21 protein-coding genes, 3 pseudogenes and 1 riboswitch are annotated in these 21,316 nt (G+C 69.8%); of the genes and pseudogenes, 13 read left to right on the top strand and 11 right to left on the bottom strand.

Features of this window, described 5'->3' with window-relative positions; translation table 11 throughout:
• Window positions 1-8: 8 nt before the first annotated feature.
• Entirely contained in the window at window positions 9-737 is a 729-nt protein-coding gene (locus E1181_RS32335; protein ID WP_235877057.1) for a styrene monooxygenase/indole monooxygenase family protein, read from the bottom strand.
• Window positions 686-1,234, bottom strand: coding sequence for an FAD-dependent oxidoreductase (locus tag E1181_RS32330; RefSeq protein WP_235877056.1), 549 nt, complete (start codon window positions 1,232-1,234; stop codon window positions 686-688). Before E1181_RS32330 ends, E1181_RS32335 begins: the two co-directional genes overlap by 52 nt.
• A 140-nt stretch (window positions 1,235-1,374) precedes the next feature.
• Here E1181_RS32330 and E1181_RS26405 point away from each other — a divergent pair, with 140 nt between their 5' ends.
• Window positions 1,375-2,031, top strand: a complete 657-nt coding sequence (locus E1181_RS26405; RefSeq protein WP_132678839.1) for a DUF6518 family protein — start codon at window positions 1,375-1,377, stop codon at window positions 2,029-2,031.
• Window positions 2,032-2,038: 7 nt separating this feature from the next.
• Window positions 2,039-2,776 (top strand): SDR family NAD(P)-dependent oxidoreductase, encoded by a 738-nt coding sequence (locus tag E1181_RS26400; protein ID WP_132678837.1) that lies wholly within the window; start codon window positions 2,039-2,041, stop codon window positions 2,774-2,776.
• A gap of 19 nt (window positions 2,777-2,795) precedes the next feature.
• Here E1181_RS26400 and E1181_RS26395 read toward each other — a convergent pair whose 3' ends face one another.
• Window positions 2,796-3,647 carry a LysR family transcriptional regulator gene (locus tag E1181_RS26395; RefSeq protein ID WP_132678835.1) on the bottom strand — a complete coding sequence of 284 codons (852 nt, stop codon included), beginning with the start codon at window positions 3,645-3,647 and terminating at the stop codon, window positions 2,796-2,798.
• A 69-nt stretch (window positions 3,648-3,716) separates the two neighbouring features.
• Between E1181_RS26395 and E1181_RS26390 the strand changes: the two genes are divergently transcribed.
• Window positions 3,717-4,586 carry an EamA family transporter gene (locus E1181_RS26390; RefSeq protein WP_132678834.1) on the top strand — a complete coding sequence of 290 codons (870 nt, stop codon included), beginning with the start codon at window positions 3,717-3,719 and terminating at the stop codon, window positions 4,584-4,586.
• A gap of 81 nt (window positions 4,587-4,667) precedes the next feature.
• Window positions 4,668-5,063 (top strand): hypothetical protein, encoded by a 396-nt coding sequence (locus tag E1181_RS26385; protein WP_132678832.1) that lies wholly within the window; start codon window positions 4,668-4,670, stop codon window positions 5,061-5,063.
• Window positions 5,064-5,276: 213 nt separating this feature from the next.
• Here the strand turns inward: E1181_RS26385 and E1181_RS26380 are convergent, their stop codons facing one another.
• The gene (locus tag E1181_RS26380; RefSeq protein WP_132678830.1) at window positions 5,277-5,675 is read right to left on the bottom strand and encodes a VOC family protein; all 399 of its coding nucleotides are present in this window, start codon (window positions 5,673-5,675) and stop codon (window positions 5,277-5,279) included.
• 67 nt (window positions 5,676-5,742) lie between these two features.
• Complete coding sequence (locus E1181_RS26375; protein ID WP_132678828.1) at window positions 5,743-6,786, bottom strand: tyrosine-type recombinase/integrase; 1,044 nt, start codon at window positions 6,784-6,786, stop codon at window positions 5,743-5,745.
• A gap of 710 nt (window positions 6,787-7,496) precedes the next feature.
• Here E1181_RS26375 and E1181_RS26365 point away from each other — a divergent pair.
• Both E1181_RS26365 and E1181_RS26360 read left to right on the top strand, forming a co-directional pair.
• On the top strand, window positions 7,497-8,621 hold the full coding sequence (locus E1181_RS26365) for an MBL fold metallo-hydrolase (protein ID WP_207922327.1): 1,125 nt from the start codon (window positions 7,497-7,499) through the stop codon (window positions 8,619-8,621).
• Window positions 8,622-8,690: 69 nt separating this feature from the next.
• The gene (locus E1181_RS26360) at window positions 8,691-9,323 is read left to right on the top strand and encodes a hypothetical protein (protein WP_132678825.1); all 633 of its coding nucleotides are present in this window, start codon (window positions 8,691-8,693) and stop codon (window positions 9,321-9,323) included.
• 243 nt (window positions 9,324-9,566) lie between these two features.
• Here E1181_RS26360 and E1181_RS26355 read toward each other — a convergent pair whose 3' ends face one another.
• Entirely contained in the window at window positions 9,567-10,982 is a 1,416-nt protein-coding gene (locus tag E1181_RS26355; protein WP_165944760.1) for an LCP family protein, read from the bottom strand.
• A 419-nt stretch (window positions 10,983-11,401) separates the two neighbouring features.
• Between E1181_RS26355 and E1181_RS32325 the strand changes: the two genes are divergently transcribed.
• Window positions 11,402-12,223, top strand: a complete 822-nt coding sequence (locus E1181_RS32325) for a site-specific integrase (protein ID WP_235877055.1) — start codon at window positions 11,402-11,404, stop codon at window positions 12,221-12,223.
• 26 nt (window positions 12,224-12,249) lie between these two features.
• Complete coding sequence (locus E1181_RS32655; RefSeq protein ID WP_268952510.1) at window positions 12,250-12,375, top strand: hypothetical protein; 126 nt, start codon at window positions 12,250-12,252, stop codon at window positions 12,373-12,375.
• A gap of 34 nt (window positions 12,376-12,409) precedes the next feature.
• Here the strand turns inward: E1181_RS32655 and E1181_RS26345 are convergent.
• Window positions 12,410-13,022 (bottom strand): annotated as a pseudogene (locus E1181_RS26345) (SDR family oxidoreductase).
• A gap of 168 nt (window positions 13,023-13,190) precedes the next feature.
• Here E1181_RS26345 and E1181_RS26340 point away from each other — a divergent pair.
• Together E1181_RS26340 and E1181_RS26335 are read left to right on the top strand one after the other, a co-directional pair.
• Entirely contained in the window at window positions 13,191-14,060 is an 870-nt protein-coding gene (locus E1181_RS26340) for a helix-turn-helix transcriptional regulator (protein WP_132678858.1), read from the top strand.
• 179 nt (window positions 14,061-14,239) lie between these two features.
• Window positions 14,240-15,073 (top strand): SDR family oxidoreductase, encoded by an 834-nt coding sequence (locus E1181_RS26335; protein ID WP_132678821.1) that lies wholly within the window; start codon window positions 14,240-14,242, stop codon window positions 15,071-15,073.
• A gap of 147 nt (window positions 15,074-15,220) precedes the next feature.
• Here E1181_RS26335 and E1181_RS31870 read toward each other — a convergent pair whose 3' ends face one another.
• The 4 genes and pseudogenes from E1181_RS31870 to E1181_RS26325 form a co-directional block, all read right to left on the bottom strand.
• Complete coding sequence (locus E1181_RS31870) at window positions 15,221-15,991, bottom strand: Tn3 family transposase (RefSeq protein WP_456238801.1); 771 nt, start codon at window positions 15,989-15,991, stop codon at window positions 15,221-15,223.
• Entirely contained in the window at window positions 15,981-17,390 is a 1,410-nt protein-coding gene (locus E1181_RS31865; protein ID WP_207922325.1) for a Tn3 family transposase, read from the bottom strand. The genes E1181_RS31870 and E1181_RS31865 overlap by 11 nt, the downstream gene beginning before the upstream one ends.
• 199 nt (window positions 17,391-17,589) lie before the next feature.
• Window positions 17,590-17,841: pseudogene (locus E1181_RS32320) on the bottom strand (DUF4158 domain-containing protein); the annotation flags it as partial.
• Between the two features lie 247 nt (window positions 17,842-18,088).
• Window positions 18,089-18,403, bottom strand: coding sequence for a DMT family transporter (locus E1181_RS26325; protein ID WP_132678819.1), 315 nt, complete (start codon window positions 18,401-18,403; stop codon window positions 18,089-18,091).
• A 20-nt stretch (window positions 18,404-18,423) separates the two neighbouring features.
• A riboswitch (guanidine-III (ykkC-III) riboswitch) is annotated at window positions 18,424-18,490 on the bottom strand.
• 358 nt (window positions 18,491-18,848) lie between these two features.
• Here E1181_RS26325 and argG point away from each other — a divergent pair.
• The 3 genes and pseudogenes from argG to E1181_RS31860 form a co-directional block, all read left to right on the top strand.
• Window positions 18,849-20,264, top strand: a complete 1,416-nt coding sequence (gene argG / locus E1181_RS26320) for an argininosuccinate synthase (RefSeq protein ID WP_132678817.1) — start codon at window positions 18,849-18,851, stop codon at window positions 20,262-20,264.
• Window positions 20,265-20,416: 152 nt separating this feature from the next.
• Entirely contained in the window at window positions 20,417-20,989 is a 573-nt protein-coding gene (gene mug, locus E1181_RS26315) for a G/U mismatch-specific DNA glycosylase (RefSeq protein WP_132678815.1), read from the top strand.
• A gap of 136 nt (window positions 20,990-21,125) precedes the next feature.
• A pseudogene (locus E1181_RS31860) lies at window positions 21,126-21,316 on the top strand (hypothetical protein); the annotation flags it as partial.

The raw sequence follows: 21,316 nt of genomic DNA, 5'->3' as shown, positions 1-21,316 counted from the left end.
CCAGGTCATCAGCCCAGGCCGTGGCCGGCCAGGTAGGCGCGGGTGCGCTCGGGTGTGGCGAGGATGTCCCACTGGCGGTCGGGGTGGTTGAAGTTCTCGGTGAACTCATCGGCCACCGCAGGGGTGGTGGCCATCGCGCCCAGCAGGTCCTGCAGGTGCTGCGGCGGCGAACTGGAGAGCATGAGGTTGGTCCAGTCGGTGGTGGCGCGCACCAGGTTTCGCCTGCGCGCGGCGAGTTTGCGGCAGAAGCGCTCGTCGAAGTGGGGATCGTCGAGGATCTGCCGGCCCAGCTCCCACGCCGAGTAGGACGCGCAGTTGGCTCCCTGGCCCACCACCGGGTCGACCACGGCGTGCGCGTCGCCCGCGGCGATGACCGGGCGGCCGCTGGGCAGCATCGCGAAGTCCTCGCGGATGCCCGGGGTGATCGCGCCCTGCAGCAGGTCCAGCGGCCGGGTCAGCCCGAAGCGCGCCGGGTCGACGCGTTCGTGCACCGACGGGTGGTGTTCGCGCAGGATCTCCAGCACCAGGCGGTGGAACGCCGCCGGATCGGCGTCGTAGGAGCACGCGGCGATCGCCTCGAACGCCCCGCCCGGCACGGCTTCGAACAGCAACGCCGAGACCTGCCCGGTGAACGACAGCATCGGGATCTCGATCAGTTCCCCGTGTCCCGGGGCGATGCTCAGCGTCACGCCTCGGGGTTCGGCCGGGGCGATGCCGTCGTAGAGCCCGACGCACAACCGGCGTTGCGGCCGGTCGAACGGGCTGAGATCAGCGCGCCGCGGGAACAGCTCGGCAGCCCGCCGCGCCCGGTGGCGAGGACGACCAGGTCGTGGCGTCGCGCCAGCTCCTCGACCTCGGCGGGGGTGATGGCGCGGTGTTCGAAAGTGCCTCCCGCGTCGCAGAAGTCGTGCACCAGCCGCGGCAGCAACATCCGCTGGTCCACCGCCCGCGAGGGGGCGCTGAACCTGCCGATGAACCGCGCCGGTGACGGGCCGCCGAGGTAGTGGTGGTGCACGCCGTAGCCGAACTCGCCTGCGTCCCAGTGCTCCACGCCCAGGGCGCGTTCACGGCTGATGGTGACGTGGTGGTGGGCCACGGCGTTGGGCAACCGGCCCGACCCCAGCTGCTGTGGTGCGCGCTCGCTGTAGAGCGTCACCGGCACGCCTTGGCGGCGCAGCAGCATCCCCAGGTGCAGGCCCGCCACACCCGCGCCCACGATCCCGATCCCGTCCATCACGGTCCCCCTGCACTCGGCTGGACAAAACCTCTCCAGCCTCCTCGCCGGTGCCGGGGCGGACAATCCGCCATCCTGCGGCCCCGGGGTTGGTCCGAACCGGTCTTCCACGGTCGGATTCGGCTGGGAAACTGCTGGGCATGGACCAGACCGCAGCACGACGCGGTGGGATGCACCGTCGTCGCGGCGCCGCGCGCGCCGTCGTGCTGGCGGTGGTGTGCGGGCTGATCGCGGGTGGGGTCACGGCCATCGCGCAGGGGATGCTGCCCGCCTGGCTGTCGTCGCTGGCCAACTCCAGCGGGTCGTGGACGCTGCTGGCCTTCCTGCTGGCCCTGCCCGCCCCGACCGCGGTGTCCGGGGCGGCGTGCGGTTTCGGGTCGCTGCTGTCGATGCTGGCCGGCTACGTGCTCACCGACCTGCTGCGCGGCTACCCCGCCTCCACCGGGCTGATGGTGTTCTGGTCGGCTGCGGCGCTGGTCGCGGGTCCGGTGCTGGGCGTGGGAGCGCAGTGGCTGCGTCGGCGGCCGGGAACCCGGGCGGCGCTGGGGCTTTCGGCGCTGTGCGGGGTGCTGCTGGGCGAGGCCGGGTACGGGCTGCTGGTCATCTCCGAGAGCACCTCGCCGGTGTACTGGTGGGGTCAGGGGCTCGTCGGTGTGCTGCTGCTGGCCGCCGGGGCGGGCTGGAAGCTGCGCGGAGTGGGTCTGGTCGTGCAGGCGGTGCTGTTCACCGCGGCGGTGGCGATGGTGTTCGTGGTGCTCTACACGCACGGCCCGGCGCTGATGCTGCTCGTGCCATGATCAGCGCATGATCACGATCGTCACCGGTGGTTCGCGCGGTATCGGCGCGGCCACCGCGCTGGTGCTGGCCCGCGCCGGCCACGACCTCGTCCTGGGCTGCCGCAGCGCGACCGGGCAAGCCGAGGCGGTCGCCGAGCAGGCCCGCGCCGAAGGCGTGCGGGCGGTGGCGGTGCGCGCCGATGTCACCAGCGAGTCCGATGTGGACGGCTTGTTCGCCGCGGCGGCCGAGCTGGGCCAGGTGACGGGGCTGGTCAACAACGCCGGGCTGACCGCCCACATCGCCGATCTCGCCGACACCCCCACCGAGGTCATCCGGCACGTCCTCGACGTCAACCTGCTGGGCACGATCCTGTGCTCCCGCCGCGCGGCCCAGGTCATGTCGACTCGGCGCGGTGGCGCGGGCGGGGCGATCGTCAACGTCTCCTCCAGCAGCGCCACCCTCGGCTCCCCGCACGAGTACGTGCACTACGCCGCCGCCAAAGCCGGGGTCGACGCGCTCACCACCGGTTTGGCGAAGGAGCTCGCGAGCGACGGGATCCGGGTCAACGCCGTGGCCCCCGGGCTGGTGCGCACCGGCATCCACGCCGGGGCCGGAAGGCCCGAGCGCGTCGAGACCGCCGTGGCCCGCGTCCCGGCCGGCCGTGCTGGGGAACCCGAGGAGATCGCCCCGGCCATCGCGTGGCTGCTCAGCGAGCAGGCCACCTACGCCAGCGGCGCCGTGCTGCGCGTGGCCGGAGGCCTGTGACCCAGCAGCCGGGTACTGCTCACCGCCGGTAGAGCTCGGTGAGCAGGTCGACGACCTTGCCCGCGTGGGCGTGCCGCTCGTCGCGCCACCAGATGACCTGCACCGGGATCGGTGGGGCGTCGCGCACCGGCCGGAACACCACACCGCTGCGCCGGTACTGGGTGAGGGTGGCCTCGGAGGTGATGCCCACGACGCGTCCGCTGGAGACCGCGGTCAGCCAGTCGTCGACGTCGGCGGTGTAGTCGAACCCGGGCCGCTGGTCCTCCGGCCACAGCTGCGGGGTGGTGGATCCGGCGCGGCGGTCGATGAGCACGGTGCGCTCGGCGAGGTCGGCCAACCGCACGAACCGGCGCCGCGCCCACGCGTCATCGGTGGCCATCGCGCAATAGCGGCGCTCCAAACCCACCACCACTCCCGAGAACCGGCGCCGGTCGGGTTCCGAGCGCACCACGGCCACATCGCACGCGCCTTCGCCGAGGCCCGCGGTGGCCGAGTTGGTGCGCACCAGCTGCAACCGCACCTCCGGCCACGACGCCGCCCAGCGCCGCTGGAAGGCCACCGTGTGCCGGCCCATCGCCGACCAGGCATGACCCACCCGCAGAGTCGCGTCCCCGGTGGTCGCCTCGCGCACCAGGTCCTCGGCTTCGGCCAGCACCCGCCGCGCGCGGGCCAGGATCCGGGTGCCCGCGGCGGTGGGGGTGACCTGGCGGCTGGTGCGCCGCAACAACCGCACGCCGAGGGCGTTCTCCAGCCCGGCCAGGGTGCGCGAGACCTGCGCTTGCGACAGGCCGAGTTCGCCGGCGGCGTCGGTGAAGGTGCCGGTCTCCACGATCGCGACCAGGCACCGCAGCTGCCGCAACTCCACATCCATGTGTCCAGCGTATCGGTGGCGTGGCGGATGCATTTGGCGCAACGATGCCCGGCCGGGAAGGTGAGCGGCATGGCCACCACCCGCACCCCAGCACCCACCGCCCCAGCCACTTCGTCGCGCGGAGCGGGGGTGGCGTTGATGTCGGGCAGCGCGGTGTCCAACCAGACCGGTGCCGCGATCGGATCGCTGGCCTTCGACACCATCACCCCCGCCGGGGTCGTCGCGGTGCGCCAGTGGATCGCCGCCGTGGCGCTGCTGGCCACCACCCGGCCTCGGCTGCGGGAGTTCACCGCCGCGCAGTGGCGGCTGGTGATCGCCCTGGCCGGGGTATTCGCGGTCATCAACCTCGCCCTCTACAGCGCCGTCGACCGCATCGGGCTAGGACTGGCCGTCACCCTGGAGTTCCTCGGCCCGCTGGCGGTCGCCCTGGCCGGATCGCGCCGCCGCATCGACCTGGCCTGCGCCCTGCTGGCCGCCGCCGGGGTGGCGGTGCTGATGCGCCCGCAACCCAGCGCCGACTACCTCGGCATGGGGCTGGCGCTGCTGGCCGCGGTCTGCTGGGCCTGCTACATCCTGCTCAACCACGCCTTGGGACGAACGCTGCCCGGCGCGCAGGGCACCGCCACCGCCTGCGGGCTCTCCGGCCTGCTGTTCGTGCCGATCGGCATCGGCGTGCTGCTCACCCACCCGCCCACCTGGAGCGCCCTGGGCTTCGCCGTCACCGCGGGCGTGCTGTCCTCGGCGGTGCCGTTCCTGTGCGACGCCCTGGCGCTGCGCCGCGTGCCCGCACCGCTGTTCGCGATCTTCATGAGCCTCAACCCGGTGCTGGCCGCCACCGCCGGCCTGCTCATCCTCGGCCAGCACCTCGACCTCTGGCAGTGGGCGTCGATCGCCGCCATCGTCACCGCCAACACCACCACCGTCCTGACCCGCCGGTGAACGGCCTCCACCACGTTCGCCAGGTCCGCGATGAGCTAGCTTGACGCACAACACCAGAACACCCGCTCAGGAGGCCCCGCTGTGCCCAGCCCGGACGACACCACAGCGGTGCCTCGAATCCTCGCCCGAACCGATCAGCTGACTGCGACCGCGGGCGAGGGGGAGACCGGGGCGATCTGGAAGCTCCAAGAAGGCCAACGCGACCTGGACTCCAACATCATCGCCCTGGCGCCGGAAGGCACGATCGACGCGCACACCGGACCCGGCCTCGACGTCCTCATCCACGTCCTGGCCGGATCCGGGCAGCTGACCACCGACCTCGACACCCTCGACCTGATCCCCGGCGCGCTCGTCTGGCTCCCGCGGCGATCCCGCCGCCAGTTCATCGCCGGACCCGACGGGCTGCGCTACCTCACCGTCCACCAACACCGCCAAGCCCTCGTCCTCGACGCACCCCCGCCCCGAACCACGCCCTAACAGCCTCACGCCGCCCCAGGGGCCAGGCCAGCAGGTCGAAGCGGACACCCACCCGCGCCTGCTCCAGACACGGGCCGCAAGCCCGACACCGGACCACGTGCACGCACGCGCAGGTGGGTGGTCACCGCCGCTGACCTGCACATCCGGACGGCGGTGACCACCCCACCACGCTGCCGGGTTCCTCACCCCGGACGGTCTGGTGCGAGGGGGTTTTCAGACTTCGACGATGGCGATGTGGTTGCCGTCGGGGTCGCTGACCATGAACAGCAGCGGAGCTCCGGGGCTGGACTCGGGTTCGGAGTCGATCTGGACACCGCCGAGGGCCCGCAGCCGCTCGTACTCGGCGTGCACATCGGGTGTTTCGACCCCGATTCCGCTACCGCCGGGTTCCCCGCCGCCCATCGGGGGGTTGAGGGCCAGGCGCGCAGTGGATCCGGGCGGGGCGACCTCCAGCCAGCGGTATTCGTCGTTGGGGCCGAAGCGGGTGTCACCGCGCACCTCGAAACCCAGCTTGCCGGTGTAGAACTCCAGTGCTGCGTCCTGGTCGGCGACGGTGAACATGATGACGCCGATGTTGTTGACGGTCGTGGATGCTTGCGTGTTGGTAGCCATGCACTATGGACTACCCCCGCGCCTGGAACTCACCGCTGCCCACCAAGATTCTTTTCGTCACCGTGACTCATTCGAGTGGCGTTCCCGCTCCCCCGTTTTCGGGCTCTTCCCGGCTTGCCGTGGCGCGGGAGACCAGGTGCGCCGGGTCCCGGCTCAGCGACAGCGCCACGTGGTCGTAGAGCTGGGTGACCGCCGCCGAGGAATGCCCCAGGGCATCGCGCCGGTCTTCCAGCGCGGCCCCGTGCTGGCGGGCGATGGTGTTGAAGGTGTGGCGCATCGAGTGCGGGGTGATGCGCTGCGGCATCGCGACACCGGCTTGGGCAGCCATGGCCTGCACGAGCCGGTAGATCTGATGGCGGTTGACCCGGTTGCCGTCGCGGGTGATCACCAGCGCGTCGGTGTCGGCGTCGGGACGCTGCTGCAGGTAGGCGTCCAGCACCCCGTGCAGGGCGTGCGGGATCGGGCGGGTGCGCACCTTGCCTCCCTTCATCCGCACCGTGAGCACCCGCATCCCCTCCCGCTGGCCGAGATCGGCCACATCGGCGTTGCACAGCTCCGACACCCGCACGCCCAGATCGATCAGCAATGCCATCACCAGCGCTGATGCCTGCGACCCGAGGGTGCGGTGGCGGTAGTCGCGACTTCCGGCCAGCATCGCGCTCGCCTGCTCCGCCGAGACGCTGGCGGTCGGCGAGTGCCTGCGGTCGTAGCGGGGCCGGGCGGCGTCTCGAGCCGGGTTGGCGTCGATCGCACCGGCGCGCACGAGGTAGGTGTAGAAGCTGGAGACCGCGGCGAGCTTGCGGGCGCGCGTGGAGGCCGCCGGCGGGCGCCCGGTGCGCGGATTGGTGGTGGCGGCCAGTTCAGCGCCGTACATCTGCACCTCGGGCAACCGCACGCCCAGCGGGTCCAGCTCGCGCCGGGTGCACCAGTCGAGGTACTCGCGCAGGTCCCGCGAATAGGCCCCCCGGGTGTCGGCGGACTCGGAGAACGCCCCCAGCCAGGAAGCGATCAGCGCGGCCAGCGTGTGCCCCGTGCGCGTGGCCGACGCGAGGAGTTCCGTTTGCGCCCGCGTCCCCACCGCATCCGGCCCGCGCCCCATCTCGATCTCCATAACCCGACCCTACCGCACATAAGCGCGATTATGCGCGCCACCCTTCTGCCCATTTTCCCTGGATTCGGTTACGTTTCGTTGGCCTACTAACGTTAGTAACGTAATGGGTTGATGGACAGACGAAACCTTGTGGGAAGTGCCCGGGGCGACGTCCCGGAGCGCTCGGCACGCTTCATGCGTCAGCCCTGGGAGTCGAGTCAGGGCCAGGCGGGCGACGCGATCGCCGGGAACCCGAGACGGGACACGGCCCCCTACCCTCCACGCTGCCGGTGGTCTCCCACCCGCCCGTCGGCGACGGAGCGGAAACTGGATTCATCAGTGACGTTTCTCGTCGGTGAGGACGGGACCGGCACATCCACGCTCGTCGAAGCGATCACGACCGCCGCGCGATTCATCTCCGAAGGCGGCAATCCATCATTCCGGTTCGCCCCACTCGCCGTCCTGCTCGGAACAATCAACGCCGTTCGGCTTGGAAGGCGCGCGGAATCGCCCCTGCGAGAAAGTCAGCTCCTCATCGCGAAGCGCTTTTCCTGCTGCGGGTTTTGGCCGAGGGAGCATTGAGACACCGCGCGCAGCAATTGATAAGCAGTCAGTATTTCACTCGGATGCGTGGTTCATGTCACGATCGCTGCCCATTCCGCTGCGAAAATCCGCAGATAATTCAAAGAAGGGCAACCGACGTGTGCTCCCTGTGTGATTCCTCGACCGGGTTGACCACCTCCGCCGAAGGCCACGGCGCGCTCAACCGCCGATCGGTCCTCGGTGGACTCGGGAGCGCAGCCGCACTGGTCGGGTTGTCCGCGTGCACTCCGGCGGGCGAGGTCCGCGACGCGGCGGCGACGGGCCCTGACCAAGCGATCGGTGATGCGAAGCTCGGGTTGGCCCTGCTCGGAACGCAGGCCGGGCCGCCGGTGGTGGCCGACCGCGCCGGTATCGCTTCCGCCTTGGTCGTCGACGGGCACGTCTACGTCGTCGACTGCGGGCGTGCTGCCACGACGCAGTACCCGCGCGCGGGGTTGCAGTTCCGGAACCTCAACTCGATCTTCCTCACCCACCTGCACGCCGATCACCTCGCCGACTACTACAACTTCTTCCTGCTCGCCGGGCACATCCCCAACCCCAGAGGCGACAACCTCCCCGGACCGATCGACGTCTACGGTCCCGGCCCGGCCGGCGGGCTGCCTCCCAAGTTCGGCGGTGGCCCAGCGCCGACGGTCCATCCCGAAGCGCCGACCCCGGGCACGCGGGAGATGACCGAACGCCTGCACGCCGCCTACTCCTACAGCGACAACATCTTCCTGCGCGACATGAACATCCGGGACGTCCGGACGTTGTCGACGGTGCACGAGATCGAGGTGCCGGAGGTCGGTGCGAACTTCCAGAACACCGCGCCACCGATGCAGCCGTTCGAGGTGATGCGGGACGAGCGGGTTCGCGTCACCGCCACGCTGGTCCCGCACGGGCCGGTGTTTCCCGCCTTCGCGTTCCGCTTCGACACCGAGCACGGCTCGGTCACCTTCTCCGGGGACACGGCCAAGACGCCCAACCTGATCGAGCTGGCCAAGGACACCGACATCCTGGTGCACGAGGCGATCGGCGTGCAGGGCGCCGACATCCCACCCGCCGTGCTGGACCACATGCTCCAGTCGCACGTCGAAGTGCAGGAGACCGGCCACGTCGCCCAGGCGGCGAACGCGCGCACCCTCGTCCTGTCGCACATCTCGGATCTCGCGCAGAACCCGATCGACGAGAACGCCTGGAAGAACTGGGCGCAGCAGGGCTACGACGGGGAGGTCGTGGTGGGGCGGGACCTGCAGACCTTCGTGCTCGCCTGACCCGGACCCGGCGGCGGACTCCGGAAAATCAGAGGTGGGATCCAGCCTGGTGGCGGTAGGTTTTCGGGCATGTCTCGATCAGTGGTGACCGCCGATGACCTCGCTCTCGCCGTGCGGCAGGCCGTGACGGCGCTGCGGGAGGTGCCCGAGCAGGCGTGGCGGGCACCGGCCGGGACGTTGGAGTGGGACCGGTGGGAAACCGTGGAGCACCTCAGCGACGACCTGTTCTCCTACGCCGCGCAGCTCGGCCCCGCCGCACCGGCGTTGGACGGTCTCGTGCCGTTCGTGTGGCAACCGCGCCGGGAGGGCGGGCCGTGGAACGCCGTGCACGCCGACCCCGAGGCCGGACCGACCGGTCTGCTGCAGACGCTGGAGGCCACGGGTGCGCTGCTGGTGGCGATGGTGCGCACGGCATCGCCGCAGGTGCGCTCCTACCACGTGTTCGGCAACTCCGATCCCGAGGGCTTCGCGGCGATGGGCATCGTGGAAACCCTCGTGCACGTCCACGACGTCACCGACGACCTCGGCGTGCCCTTCGACCCGCCGGCCGAGCTGTGCGCTCGGGTCCTCGACCGGCTCTTCCCCGAAACCCCCAGGTCCACGGCACCGTGGACGGCACTGCTGTTCAGCACCGGCCGCGCCGAGCTACCCGGGCGCCCCCGCCTGACCAGCTGGCGCTGGGACGGCACGGTCCGGGGGTGAGGCTCATCCCCCGAATGCTCGGTCGTGAACAACTCCGCGAGTGCACGACCCGGCGTCGATCCGCACCGCGGTCAGTGCCGGGTCGTTCGCGAGGGCGGCCGGCCGGTGGAGCCTGGCCGATCGGGCGCGGTTGCAGCAGACGCGCCCGGGTCGCCGTGCAGGTCGGGGTCTGCACGGCGACCCGGGGCCGCTGCTCGGTGCGTGGGGCCGCGTCCCGAGCAGCGACGGCGAGCAGGCAGGTCCTCAGCAAGCCGCTGCCACCCTGCTGTTGTGCTGCACAGCGGTGGCCTTCGGCTCCTCGCCGGCTTCGGACTGGTCGATCGTGTCCTTGGCAATGGCCCGGATCCGGTTGAAGTCGGGGTTGCTCGGTTCGATCAGCGGCGGCATGAACTGGATGCTGCCGGCCGGTTCGATCTTCTCGGCCAGTTTCACCAGGTCCTGGAGCATGTCGGCGGGAATGTCGGTGCGGAAGTTGTCCTTCGCGGCAGCGGCCATCTTGTGGTAGTGGTTCAGGACCGTCATTGGATCGGCCTGCTCGGCCAGCGTGGAGAGCATGCACCGCTGCCGCTCCATCCGGTCGTAGTCGCTGGCCCCGGTGCGCGAGCGGGCGTACCACAGCGCCTGCGCACCGTCGAGGTGCTGCGGCCCGGGCTGGAAGAACTGGCCGGTTTCGCCCATCGGCATGCGATGGGCGACGTTGACGTCGACGCCGCCCATCGCGTCGACGAGATCGCGAAAGCCCTGCATGTCGACCTGCGCGAAGTGGTGCACGGGCATGCCGAGGATCTGGGACACCGTGCCCTTGAGCAGGTCCGCGCCCGGGTTCGCCGAACCGGGCGCGAGGTGCAGGTGGTGGCGCGTGCCTTCGGCGTAAACGCTGTTGAGCAGGTCTGGATAGCCCTCGGGATACTTCGCCTTCGCGGGGCCTTCCGGCATCGGCGCGTTCTGCAGGTTCCGCGGCATGCTCAGCAGCACGGTCCTGCCGGTGTCCTGGTCCACACTGGCCAGAACCATCGTGTCCGGTCGCGTACCGAGGCGTCCCTCGCCTGCGTCGCTGCCGAGCAGCAGCACGTTGAGCCGATCGGCACCGGGCAGCGGCTTCCCCGCTTGCTGGGGATCGTCGGTGTTGGCGGCGGCGGCCGGGGCCGACGACCGGCCGCCGCCGTCCGCGAACACGGTGGTGATCAGGTCGTACTGGGAGTAGGCGTAGTGCGCCACGAGCGCCGGGGGTGTCGCCACGGCAGCGCACAGGCCGAGCACGGCTACTCGCGCGGTGCGGGCGCGGCGCCTGGACATGCCCTTCGCCCGCACCGCGTTGTACGAGGTGACCACGAGGACGACCCATGCGGGAATGACCACGAGCGCTGTCGCGCCGACGAACAGCAGCACCGCGGGGCGCACGGCCGCGGCCACGACGTGTTCGCGGCCGAGGTTGAACACGGCGAACGCCACGGACACCCAGATCAGGCCACCGAAGGCGGTGAGGACCGTCGCGGTGCGTCGACGCCCTGCGTGCCAATGCGCCACGCCCGGAGTGAGCACCGACAGCAGGGTCAGCCACAGCGCGCGCCGACCTGATGTGTCCGCAGTGGACCGTTCAGATCTCTCGGGGACCTGCTCAAGCTCGGGGGTAGCGGGGTTGAGTGTGCCTTGCGTCATGTCAGCGAGAGTGATCCGCCCCATTGCAGCCTGCAGCGCCACGTCGGGGGTGATCACACCATCTGATGATCCAAAACAGGTGTTTTGAAGTACTTTTCATCTACGGTGCGGAACGACTCGATCAAGGACGCGCGCGTCGTACACTCCTACGAGCTACCGCAACGCGAACCTCGCCAGCTCGTTCGGGATCGGTACCGCGATGCACGCGCCGACCCCTCCACGTGCACGCGCCGGGCGAGCGAGGAGGCCGGCGAGAAGGTGATCAGGTCGGGGCTTGAGGAACATCCGTGTCGGATCGTGCGCTAAGCCTGCGTCGGTCCTGGTGGGCGGCTCTGCGGTATCGCTGATCGCGTCCTGGGGGAACATCACCGTAGAGGCGTGTGAAGCGACCCTGTTATCTGTGGCAAGGGAGAACGCGAGTGTCCACCGGCGTCGCCCGGCCGACGAACCCCTCGGCGCTGACCGTCGGCCGGCCGGCCGAGCTGTTCCTCGATTCGCTGGCGAACCCGAACACGCTCCGCGGCTACGCCACGGCGGTCGGCAAGACCGCTGCGAAGCTCGGCGAGGATCGGCCGCTGGCGACGGTGACCGACGACGAGGTCGGCGAGGCCCTGGAATCGCTGTGGGGTCAGGCGGCGGTGGGTACTTGGAACGCGCGCCGTGCGGCGGTGGGTTCGTGGTTGTCTTGGTGCCGGGAACGGCACGAGGCCCCGGCCGTGCCGGGGTGGTGTAAGCGCCTTGCGTCCCCGGACTCCGAGACGCCGGTGCGGTCCCGGCTGGCGATCGACCGGCTGGTGGCGCGTCGCGAGGTCGCGCTCCGGGAGAAGACGTTCTACCGGATGCTCTATGAAACCGCTGGCCGCGCTGAGGAGATCCTCGGGCTCAACGTCGAGGACCTCGATCTCGCGGGGCGTCGCGCGGCGGTGAAGGCCAACGGCGCGCGGGCGAAGACCCGTCGTCGCGGGCAGGCCCGCGAGGACGTGGTGCTGGAGACCGTCTACTGGGACGCAGGCACCGCCCGGCTGCTGCCTCGGCTGCTCAAGGGCCGCTGCAGGGGCCCGGTGTTCACCACTCACCGGCGTCCCGGCCCCGGCAAGGTCCTCGGGCCCCGCGACACCTGCCCGGACACCGGGCTCGCCCGGCTGTCCTACGGTCAGGCCCGGGCCCGCTCGACGCCCACACCGCGCACCGGGGCCCGGGCACCGGGTGGGACCTTCACGAGTTTCGGCATTCCGCGCTGACCCACCTTGGCGAGGCCGGTGCGTCGTTGTTGCTGTTGATGGCGAAGCCCCGGCACAAGAAGCCGGAGAACGTCCGCCGCTACTTCAAACCCTCCGACCAAGCGCTGGCCGAGATCACCGGCCTGCTGGCACCCGGCGACAGCCGCCGGTGAAGAGAATCCACCTTGCCCAATTCCGCTGAGCTGCTCAGACAGCCTGGGCGGTGGGCAGGATGGTGATCTCGGTGAGGTTGACGTGTCGGGGCATTGAGGCGATGAATGCGACGGTTTCGGCGACGTCGGCCGGGCTGAGGACGTCGATGTCGTGGATCAGGTCGGCCATCAGCTTGCTGGCGTCGGGGTCGGTGACGTGGTCGGGCAACTCGGTGTCGACCATGCCCGGTTCGATCGTGGCCACCCGCACCATCTTGCGGCCCAGCTCGACGCGGAGTAGTCGGGTGAGCTGGCTGATGTAGGCGTTGCCAGTCGTCGACCTGTAGGTCCTCGATCGGGGAGATCAGCTGGACGCCGGCGTTGTTGAACACCAAGTCCACTCGGCCGAGCTGGTCGGTGATCTGCTCAGCGGCGGCGGTGACAGCATCCCGGTCGGTGACGTCGAGCGGGACGGCCAGCGCGGTGCCGCCCGCAGCGGCGATGCGGGCCACGAGGGCGTCGAGGTTGTCCTTGCGGCGGGCGGCCACGGCGACCTTGGCGCCCAGTGCTGCCAGCCGTTCCGCGGTGGCTTCCCCGATGCCGCTGGAGGCTCCAGTGACGAGAGCGACACGGCCGGCTAGCGGGCTGGTGGTGATGACTGCTGACATGTTTGCTTGTCCGTTCGAAGTCGGGCACAGGTTTGCGGTACCGACACAAACAGCCGGCAAGCCCACAGGGTGGCCCGAACAGGGCCGTGCGTATCGGGGGACAAGATGGGCCACCTTCGCCGCGCGTGCCCGGGACGCGGACGGGCAGACTTGGTTGGTATGAACGCCATGGACAGCTCGGAGCTCGCGGAGTTCCTGAGCACCTGCCGCGCGCGGGTGAGCCCGGACCAGGTCGGTCTGGAGCCTGAATCCGCACGCCGCCGTGTGCCGGGTCTGCGGCGGGAGGAGCTGGCGCGGCTGGCAGGGGTCAGCGTGGACTACTACACGCGGCTGGAGCAGGGCCGCAGCCGCAGCGCCTCAGTCGAGGTACTGGATGCGCTGGCGGTGGCGCTGCGGCTTGACGAGGCCGAGCGCCAGCACCTGTTCAACCTCGCCCGTCCTGAACCCGCGAAGCGCAAACGCCGCGCCCGCCCGCAGCGGGTGGACCCCGCAACCCTGCGGCTGATCGAGACGCTGAATGAGGTGTACTGCCCGGCTTTCGTGTTGGGCCGGCGGCTGGACGTGCTGGCGCACAATCGGCTGGCCGGCGCATTGATTACCGAGTTCCGCGCGCTGCCCGCACCGCAACGCAACCAGGCCCGGTTTGTGTTCTTCGACCCGCACGCTCGCGAGCTCTACGCCGACTGGGCGACCGTCGCGGCGGACACGGTGGCGATGCTACGGCTGGACGCGGGACGTTACCCGGACGACCCGCAGCTGTCCGCCTTGATCGGAGAGCTGTCGATCCACTCCGAGGAGTTCCGCAGGTGGTGGTCGGACCATAAGGTGCACCAACGCACGACTGGAACGAAGGCCTACCGCCACCCGCTGGTCGGTGACCTCACCGTCGAATACCAGGCCCTGCATCCCGCCAGCGACGCGGATCAGACCCTGTTCGTCTACACGACGCAACCGGGCTCGGTCTCGGAAACCTCGTTGCGGCTGCTGGCCCACTGGCACGACCAGGAACGCCACGACATCCCGATCGAAACCCACTGACACCCCACGCCCGCTCCCGCAGACGGAGCGGGCCTTTTGCTGTGTGAGCACCGAGGGTGGCCCTGTCTGTCCCCCGATAACCAAGGCCTTCTTCGGCCCCCATTTCCCGGCCATCGGTTGGTTGAGTGACAGGGGTGAGCGGTGAAAACAGCTCACACGGAAATCCAGAAAGGACTGTCATGTCGACTTGGTTCATTACCGGCGCCGCCCGCGGCTTCGGTGCGGAAATCGCTCGCACGGCGCTGGCCGGCGGCGACAACGTCGCGGTCGCGGTACGCAACCCGGAGCGGATCCCGGACGATCTTCGAAACTCCGAGCGCGTGTTCGCTGTCGCGCTGGATGTGACCCGCACGGAGGACATCTCGGCTGCGGTGCAGTCCGTGGTCGACCGTTTCGGTGGCATCGACGTGCTGGTGAATAACGCAGGCCGAGGCCTGCTCGGCGCGCTGGAGGAGATCACCGAAGCCGAGGCCCGGTCGCTGTTCGACCTCAACGTCTTCGGTCTGATCAACGTCACCCGCGCGGTGCTGCCGGTCATGCGGGCCCAGGGCAGCGGCAAGCTGGTGCACATCGGTTCCCGCTCCGGCTACGAGGGCGAGCCCGGCGTGAGCATGTACAGCGCGTCGAAGTTCGCCGTTGCGGGTATCAGCGAGGCCCTGTCGGTGGAGATGGCTCCGTTCGGGGTGCAGAGCATGGTGGTCGAGCCCGGCGTGTTCCGCACCGACTTCCTCGATCAGACCTCACTGTCTCTGCCGGCGAATCGCATCGCCGCCTACGACGGCACCCCCGCGCACACCACCCTGGACTGGGTCGGCGAGGCCAACCACACCCAGCTTGGCGACCCGATCAGGGGCGCGGCCCTGATCTACGAGGTCACCAGCCAGGACAAGCTGCCCACGCACCTGCCGCTGGGACGGGACGCCATCGAACGGCTGCACGTCAAGATCGACCAGCTGCACGACGACCTGGCACCCTGGCGGGAGAAGTCCGCTGCCACCGCCCACGCCGCGTGAACGCACGAGGACCCCATCCCCAGTGAAACGATCCGGCTCGCCGAAGCTCCTCCGTGGGACTGATTGTCGAACAGATCCACGAGAGGTCGCCTAATTTCCGTACGGGTGTGCCCGCGCCTTCTGGCGCGGGCACACCCGTACGGGCTTCTAATCGATCTCAACCTCGTCGGGCCCCGACGGGTCACGCAGTGGGCGCAGCCCGCCCGCGAGTTTCAGGGGTGAGGAAGGAGTAGCGGCCGAGCATGTTGATGTGGTGACGCACGAACGGTGAGAGCCGGGCGGCGTGTTCGTCGCGGACCTCGTAGCCACCGGCGCGGAGTTCGGTGATCGCGGCGTCGAGGTAACGGGTTTGAACAGCACGATCGCGTTGAGTACAAGGCCCAGGGCGCCGAGTTGGTCTTCCATGCCTTCGTAGTAGCGCTGGCGTAGTTCGCCGCGCTGGCCGTGGAAGATCCGCCGAGCCAGCGCGTGGCGGCCCTCTTGCAGGTTGGCCTGGGCTTTGATGTCGCGGCGGTAGCTGGTGTCGTCGACCATGCGCAGCACGTGCAGGGTCTTGTGAATGCGCCCGTAGTGTGCGATGGCCTCACCCAGCGGGGTGGGGTGGCCGTCGCGGGAGAGCATCCGGATCACATCGTGCGCGCGGACGGCGCCGGTGTGAATCGAGGCGGTGACCCGCAGGATGTCCTCCCAGTTCCGCCGCACCCGGTCCAGGTCGATCCGGCCGCGGGCGGCGGTGGCGAACGGGCCGTAGTCCGCCTTGGTGTCGATGCGCCACAGCTTCTGATCCGGCAGATCGGCCAGCTGCGGGGCGTAAGTGAACCCGGCGAGGGTGAGCAGGCCGAACACGATGTCGGAGTAGGAGGCGGTCTCTGTGACGATCATCTGCGGGCGCTGCCCGCCGTCCCGGTCATAGAGCACGTCCAGGACCTGCAGGGAATCGCGCGGAGTCCCGGCCACAACCTTCCCGGCCAGCCCGCGGCCTGGTCAGTGCCGGGACGGCGTGCTTGATGACCGGGGTCCAGCCGATGTTGCACGACTCGCTCACGAGCAGTGCGGCGATGGTGATGTGCAGGTCGGATAGGCGGGCTTCGCCGCCGGTGATCGAGGTGAACGCCTGGTCGGCGCCGGTCCAGGAGAAGACCTCCAGCAGCACCTCCGCGAGATCGACGCGGGGCAGCATACGGTTGGTCAGCACCCGCAGGTTCTCCAGGCTCGGCGGCTCGGCCTCTGCGGGCAGCGCGGCCAGGTGCAGACGGCCGTGCTCGTCGAAGCGCACCGCCGCGTTGTCCGGCAGCCCGGCGGTGACCTCGCGGAATGTGGCATCCAGCAGCTCGGCGCGTTCGTCGAGGTGCTCGTCGGGGTCGGGTGGCAGGCCGGGGCTGGCCAACACCACTGGCTTTGCCGTGTTCCACGCGCTGCCCGCGAGGAGCTTGGCGCGCGGGTCGCCCCACTTGCTGGAGTTGACCGCGAAGATGTCCCGGCGCCGCAGGCAGCGGTGGAACTGCTCCAGCACGCAGAAGGTGTAGGCCCGCCAATCGATTGTGCCCGGATCCAGTTCCGGGGCGTGCAACACCAGGCGCCGCCAGGAGCCGATCAGCAGCTGCTCGTCGAACTCAGAGCGGGCGACCTTGTTGCGGCCGCCGCCCCACAACTTCGGCAGATCCCGCAGCGCCGCGAGCACCCGCTGCCCGTCCGGGGCGGCACCGAAGCGGATCACCTCGCACAACAGCGACAGGAACGGCCGCACCGTGGCGAACGGCTTCACCAGCTCCGCCCGCCACGCCTCGTCGGCATCGGAGTCCGGCGGCCCGCCGAGCTCGACCACGGCGGTCAGGGCGTCGGCGAGCTCGGAGCGGGGCACCACGGCCTCGATCTCGGCCCACACCTGCGCCAAACTCACCGGCTCCACCGCGCTGCCGTCGTCGGCGGCCTGCTCGGCGAGGTCGTCGTGCGCTCCCGTGGCCTCCAGCAGCACCCCGAGCGCGGCCGCGAGCTTCGCTGACGCCTTCCCCAGCTTCGGCAAGGTGCGCAGCTTCTCCTTGGCCGACTCCCGCTCCGCGCGGGCCAGCAGCTTCGAAGAGATCAGCACGTCCAGCAGGTCCAGGGCGTCATCCACCGCACGGGTCTGCAAATAGCTCACCGTGGCCAGCGGTGTCGCCGCGCGGCGGGAATCACCGTGACGGCGCAGCAGACTGGCCTTGCCCTGAACCCCGTACCGGGACAACTCCGCCAGCCGGCGCGGAGGCACGACCTCGGTGTCGACCTCGGCGAACCCCAGCCCGAGGATCTCCGCAGCCCGCTGCAACGCGTCGACCATCGCCGGACCCGACACCCGCACCGGCGGCCGCCGCAAACGATCCAGGTGCGGTTCTCATCAGGGACTTCCAGCAGCCCGTCCAGGGCGGCGCGCTGCTCATCGTCGAGGAGATCGTGCAGCGTTTCCCATAACCGCTGGTTCGCCACCTCCCGGCACGACCCGACCACCCGCGGCAAGCACGACGGATCGGAGATCTCTCCAACTGCTCGGCCAGATACTCGGCCACCTCCACCGGAACCTGCCGCGGGTCCGGCATGAACCGTCCGAGGTAGCGGACGCTGGTCAGCTGGATCTCGAACCCGAGCCGGTTATGCGGCCGGCGCTTGCCCCGCACCAGCTCCCGGTCGGCGTCATCCAGAAAGAAGTACCGCTCCAGCTCGCCCCGGAGCAGCGACTCGGGGAACGCCCCGTGCGCAGCTGCCTGCTCATCCGACAGAAACTCGACTGCCACAACAGCCCTTTCCAAGATCGACAACAAACGACCTCGGAAGGCTCCAGCACCACGTCACCGCAGGTCAACGCGGCGGCAAACCAAGAGAACGCTTAGCGCACGATCCGACACGGATGTTCCTCGAGCCCCAGGTCACCTAGCGTGCAGGGCGCCGACGGTGCGGACTCTCGCCGTCCTCGGCCCTGGGCTTTCCCGTGCTGATCGACGAGGGCAGGCCCGAAGGGTGGCGTTGCCTCCGCCGAGGACGTCAGTGGGCGAGCTTGAGGCCGACCACGCAGGTGATCAGGCCCAGCAGCAACGCGATCTTGACCGGTGAGATGGCCTCGTCGCCGGTGGCCATGGAGTAGCCGATGGTCAGCACCGCGCCGATGGCCACCCACACCGCGTAGGAGGTGCCTGCGGGCAGGGTGCGCATCGCGATCGCCAGTCCGCCCATACTGATCACGAGCGCGACGGCGAAGACCAGCGATGGCGCGAGTCGGCTGAAGCCTTGGGACTTGCTGAGGGCGACCGCCCAGACGGCTTCGAAGGCGCCGGAGATGATGAGTATCAACCATGCCATGGGGTGCGCGCTCCCACGCGCCTGCACCGTCTTTGCATGGCCAGGTACGGTGCGCCTCGTCCGGATCTCCTTCACTTTCGATTGTGCCCAACGCCCGCGGCGGGGTCAGCTCGGGTGCCGGTGAGGTCGGCCACCGCCTCGTCTCACCCGATGCCGGGGCGAGTTCGCCCTCCCGGGCCCATGCACCCGCACGCGTCGCGGGTTCGCTTGTCGTCGAGGTCGAACCCGTTGTGGTCGAGCAGCAGTTGACCGAGATGGTTGCCGTGCGGGCGTAGGCCACGGCCTCTCCAGCAGCGCGGCCATCCGGGTGGCACCTGGCCGTGCAATGGTGATGCCGGTGAGTCGCGGGCTGGGCTGGGGTCGCTGACCTGGGCAACGGTGAGGTTGCACACCGATGGGCGACCCGGGGTGGATAACCATACAGTCAGTCGCATAAACTTTCCGCATGTCCAAGGTTCTGACGTCACTGCCGGTCGGCCAGCGGGTCGGCATCGCCTTCTCCGGGGGTCTCGACACCTCCGTCGCCGTGGCCTGGATGCGCGACAAGGGTGCCGTTCCGTGCGCCTACACCGCCGACATCGGGCAATACGACGAGTCCGACATCGCCTCGATCCCGGGCCGGGCCAAGGACTACGGCGCCGAGATCGCGCGCATGGTCGACTGCCGCGAGCCGCTGGTCGAGGAGGGGCTCACCGCGCTGTCGTGCGGAGCGTTCCACATCCGCTCCGGGGGGCGCACCTACTTCAACACCACCCCGCTGGGCCGTGCGGTGACCGCGACGCTGCTGGTGCGCGCGATGCTCGCTGACGACGTGCAGATCTGGGGTGACGGGTCGACGTTCAAGGGCAACGACATCGAGCGGTTCTACCGCTACGGGCTGATGGCCAACCCGCGGCTGCGCATCTACAAGCCGTGGCTGGACGAGGACTTCGTTCAGCAGCTGGGTGGCCGGCAGGAGATGTCGGAGTGGCTGGTCGAGCACGGTCTGCCCTACCGCGACTCGGCGGAGAAGGCCTACTCCACCGACGCCAACATCTGGGGCGCCACCCACGAGGCCAAGTCGCTGGAGCACCTCGACACCGGCATCGAGATCGTGGACCCGATCATGGGTGTGCGGTTCTGGGACGAGTCGGTGGTCATCGCACCCGAGGACGTCAGGATCTCCTTCGTGCAGGGCCGGCCGGTGGCCATCAACGGCAAGGAGTTCTCCTCGCCGGTCGACCTGGTGCACGAGGCGAACGCGATCGGTGGCCGGCACGGGCTGGGCATGAGCGACCAGATCGAGAACCGCATCATCGAGGCCAAGAGCCGCGGCATCTATGAGGCGCCGGGCATGGCGCTGCTGTTCACCGCCTACGAGCGGCTGGTCAACGCCATCCACAACGAGGACACGGTGGCCAGCTACCACAACGAGGGCCGCAAGCTGGGTCGGTTGATGTACGAGGGCCGCTGGTTCGACCCGCAGGCGCTGATGCTGCGGGAGTCGTTGCAGCGCTGGGTGGGTTCGGCGATCACCGGTGAGGTGACGTTGCGGCTGCGTCGGGGCGAGGACTACTCGATCCTCGACACCCGCGGACCGGCGTTCTCCTACCACCCGGACAAGCTGTCGATGGAGCGCACCGAGGACGCCGCGTTCGGTCCGACCGACCGCATCGGCCAGTTGACCATGCGCAACCTCGACATCGCCGATTCGCGGGCCAAGCTGGAGGGTTACGCGCAGCTGGGGCTGGTCGGCAAGGCCCAGACCGAGCTGGTGGGATCGTTGCAGGCCGGTGGCGCGGAGGCGATCGCCTCGGTGGGCGCCGAGGAGTCCGAGTCGCAGGCGCTGGATCGCGCGGCGATGGAGTCGGGCACCGACTGAGGACCCCGTGGCCGTCCGCGCGGCGCTCTGCGCGGACGGCCATGATCGCATCTGCCCCGCTCCGAGCTCGTGCGGGGGCGCTGGATGCGACGGCTCCGGGCGATGTGGTTAGGGTCCGATGATGGACCGGGGACGCGTTGCGGAGGTGCGAGTTGTCGGGTGACCGGCCGAGTACGCAGGAGCTGGAGGCCGCGAGCGGCGCCACGATCGACGATGTGCTGGCGCCGGATCTCAAGGTGCTGTTCTGCGGGATCAACCCGGGGTTGTGGTCGGGCGCCACGGGGCATCACTTCGCACGTCCGGGCAACCGGTTCTGGCCGGTGCTGCACGCCAGCGGTTTCACGCCGCGCGAGCTGGCTCCGCAGGAGCAGTCCGAGCTGCTGGGGCTGGGTCTGGGCATCACCAACCTGGTGGCTCGTGCGAGCGCGAAGGCCGCGGAGCTCTCCGAGGAGGAGTTGCAGGCCGGGGCGGAGGCGTTGACCGCGAAGGTGCGCCGGTACCGGCCTCGGTGGGTGGCGGTCGTGGGGATCACGGCATATCGGGCGGCGTTCGGCGCCAAGCGCGCTACCTTCGGTGAGCAGGACCGGACGATCGGTGATGCGGGTGTGTGGGTGTTGCCCAATCCCAGTGGCCTGAACGCGCATTGGAGCGCCGGGACGCTGGCCGCGGAGTTCGGCCAGCTCAGGCAGGCGGTCATGGCCGGCGATGAGTGCCGCTGCGGGTGAGTGATCGACGGGTCCGGGTGGGTTAGGGAACACGGGGGTGTGCTTTACCGGTCCGTGACCGGTAGGGTCTGCTCCGCCGGAACGGAAGTCCCCGATCCGGTGACATTGGCCGTTTGCTGACGCAGAGTCGATACGGATGACTATTCAAGACGATCTTGCTCGACCGTGGTTCCAGCCCGTGGTCCCCTCGGAAGCGCAACAGCAGCAGCCGGATCCGGGACCGCCGACGACACGCATGATGGGCCAGCTGCCCGTCGACGAGGCGATCGCTCCCGCCCCGTCGGCACCCGGTCCGATGCCGGCCCCGAACGCTGCACCGCAGCGGGC

Source organism: Saccharopolyspora terrae (genome assembly GCF_004348435.1).
Taxonomy (GTDB): Bacteria; Actinomycetota; Actinomycetes; order Mycobacteriales; family Pseudonocardiaceae; genus Saccharopolyspora; species Saccharopolyspora endophytica.
Note: the sequence above shows the minus strand (reverse complement) of the source record. Positions and strands in the feature narration are given on the sequence as shown.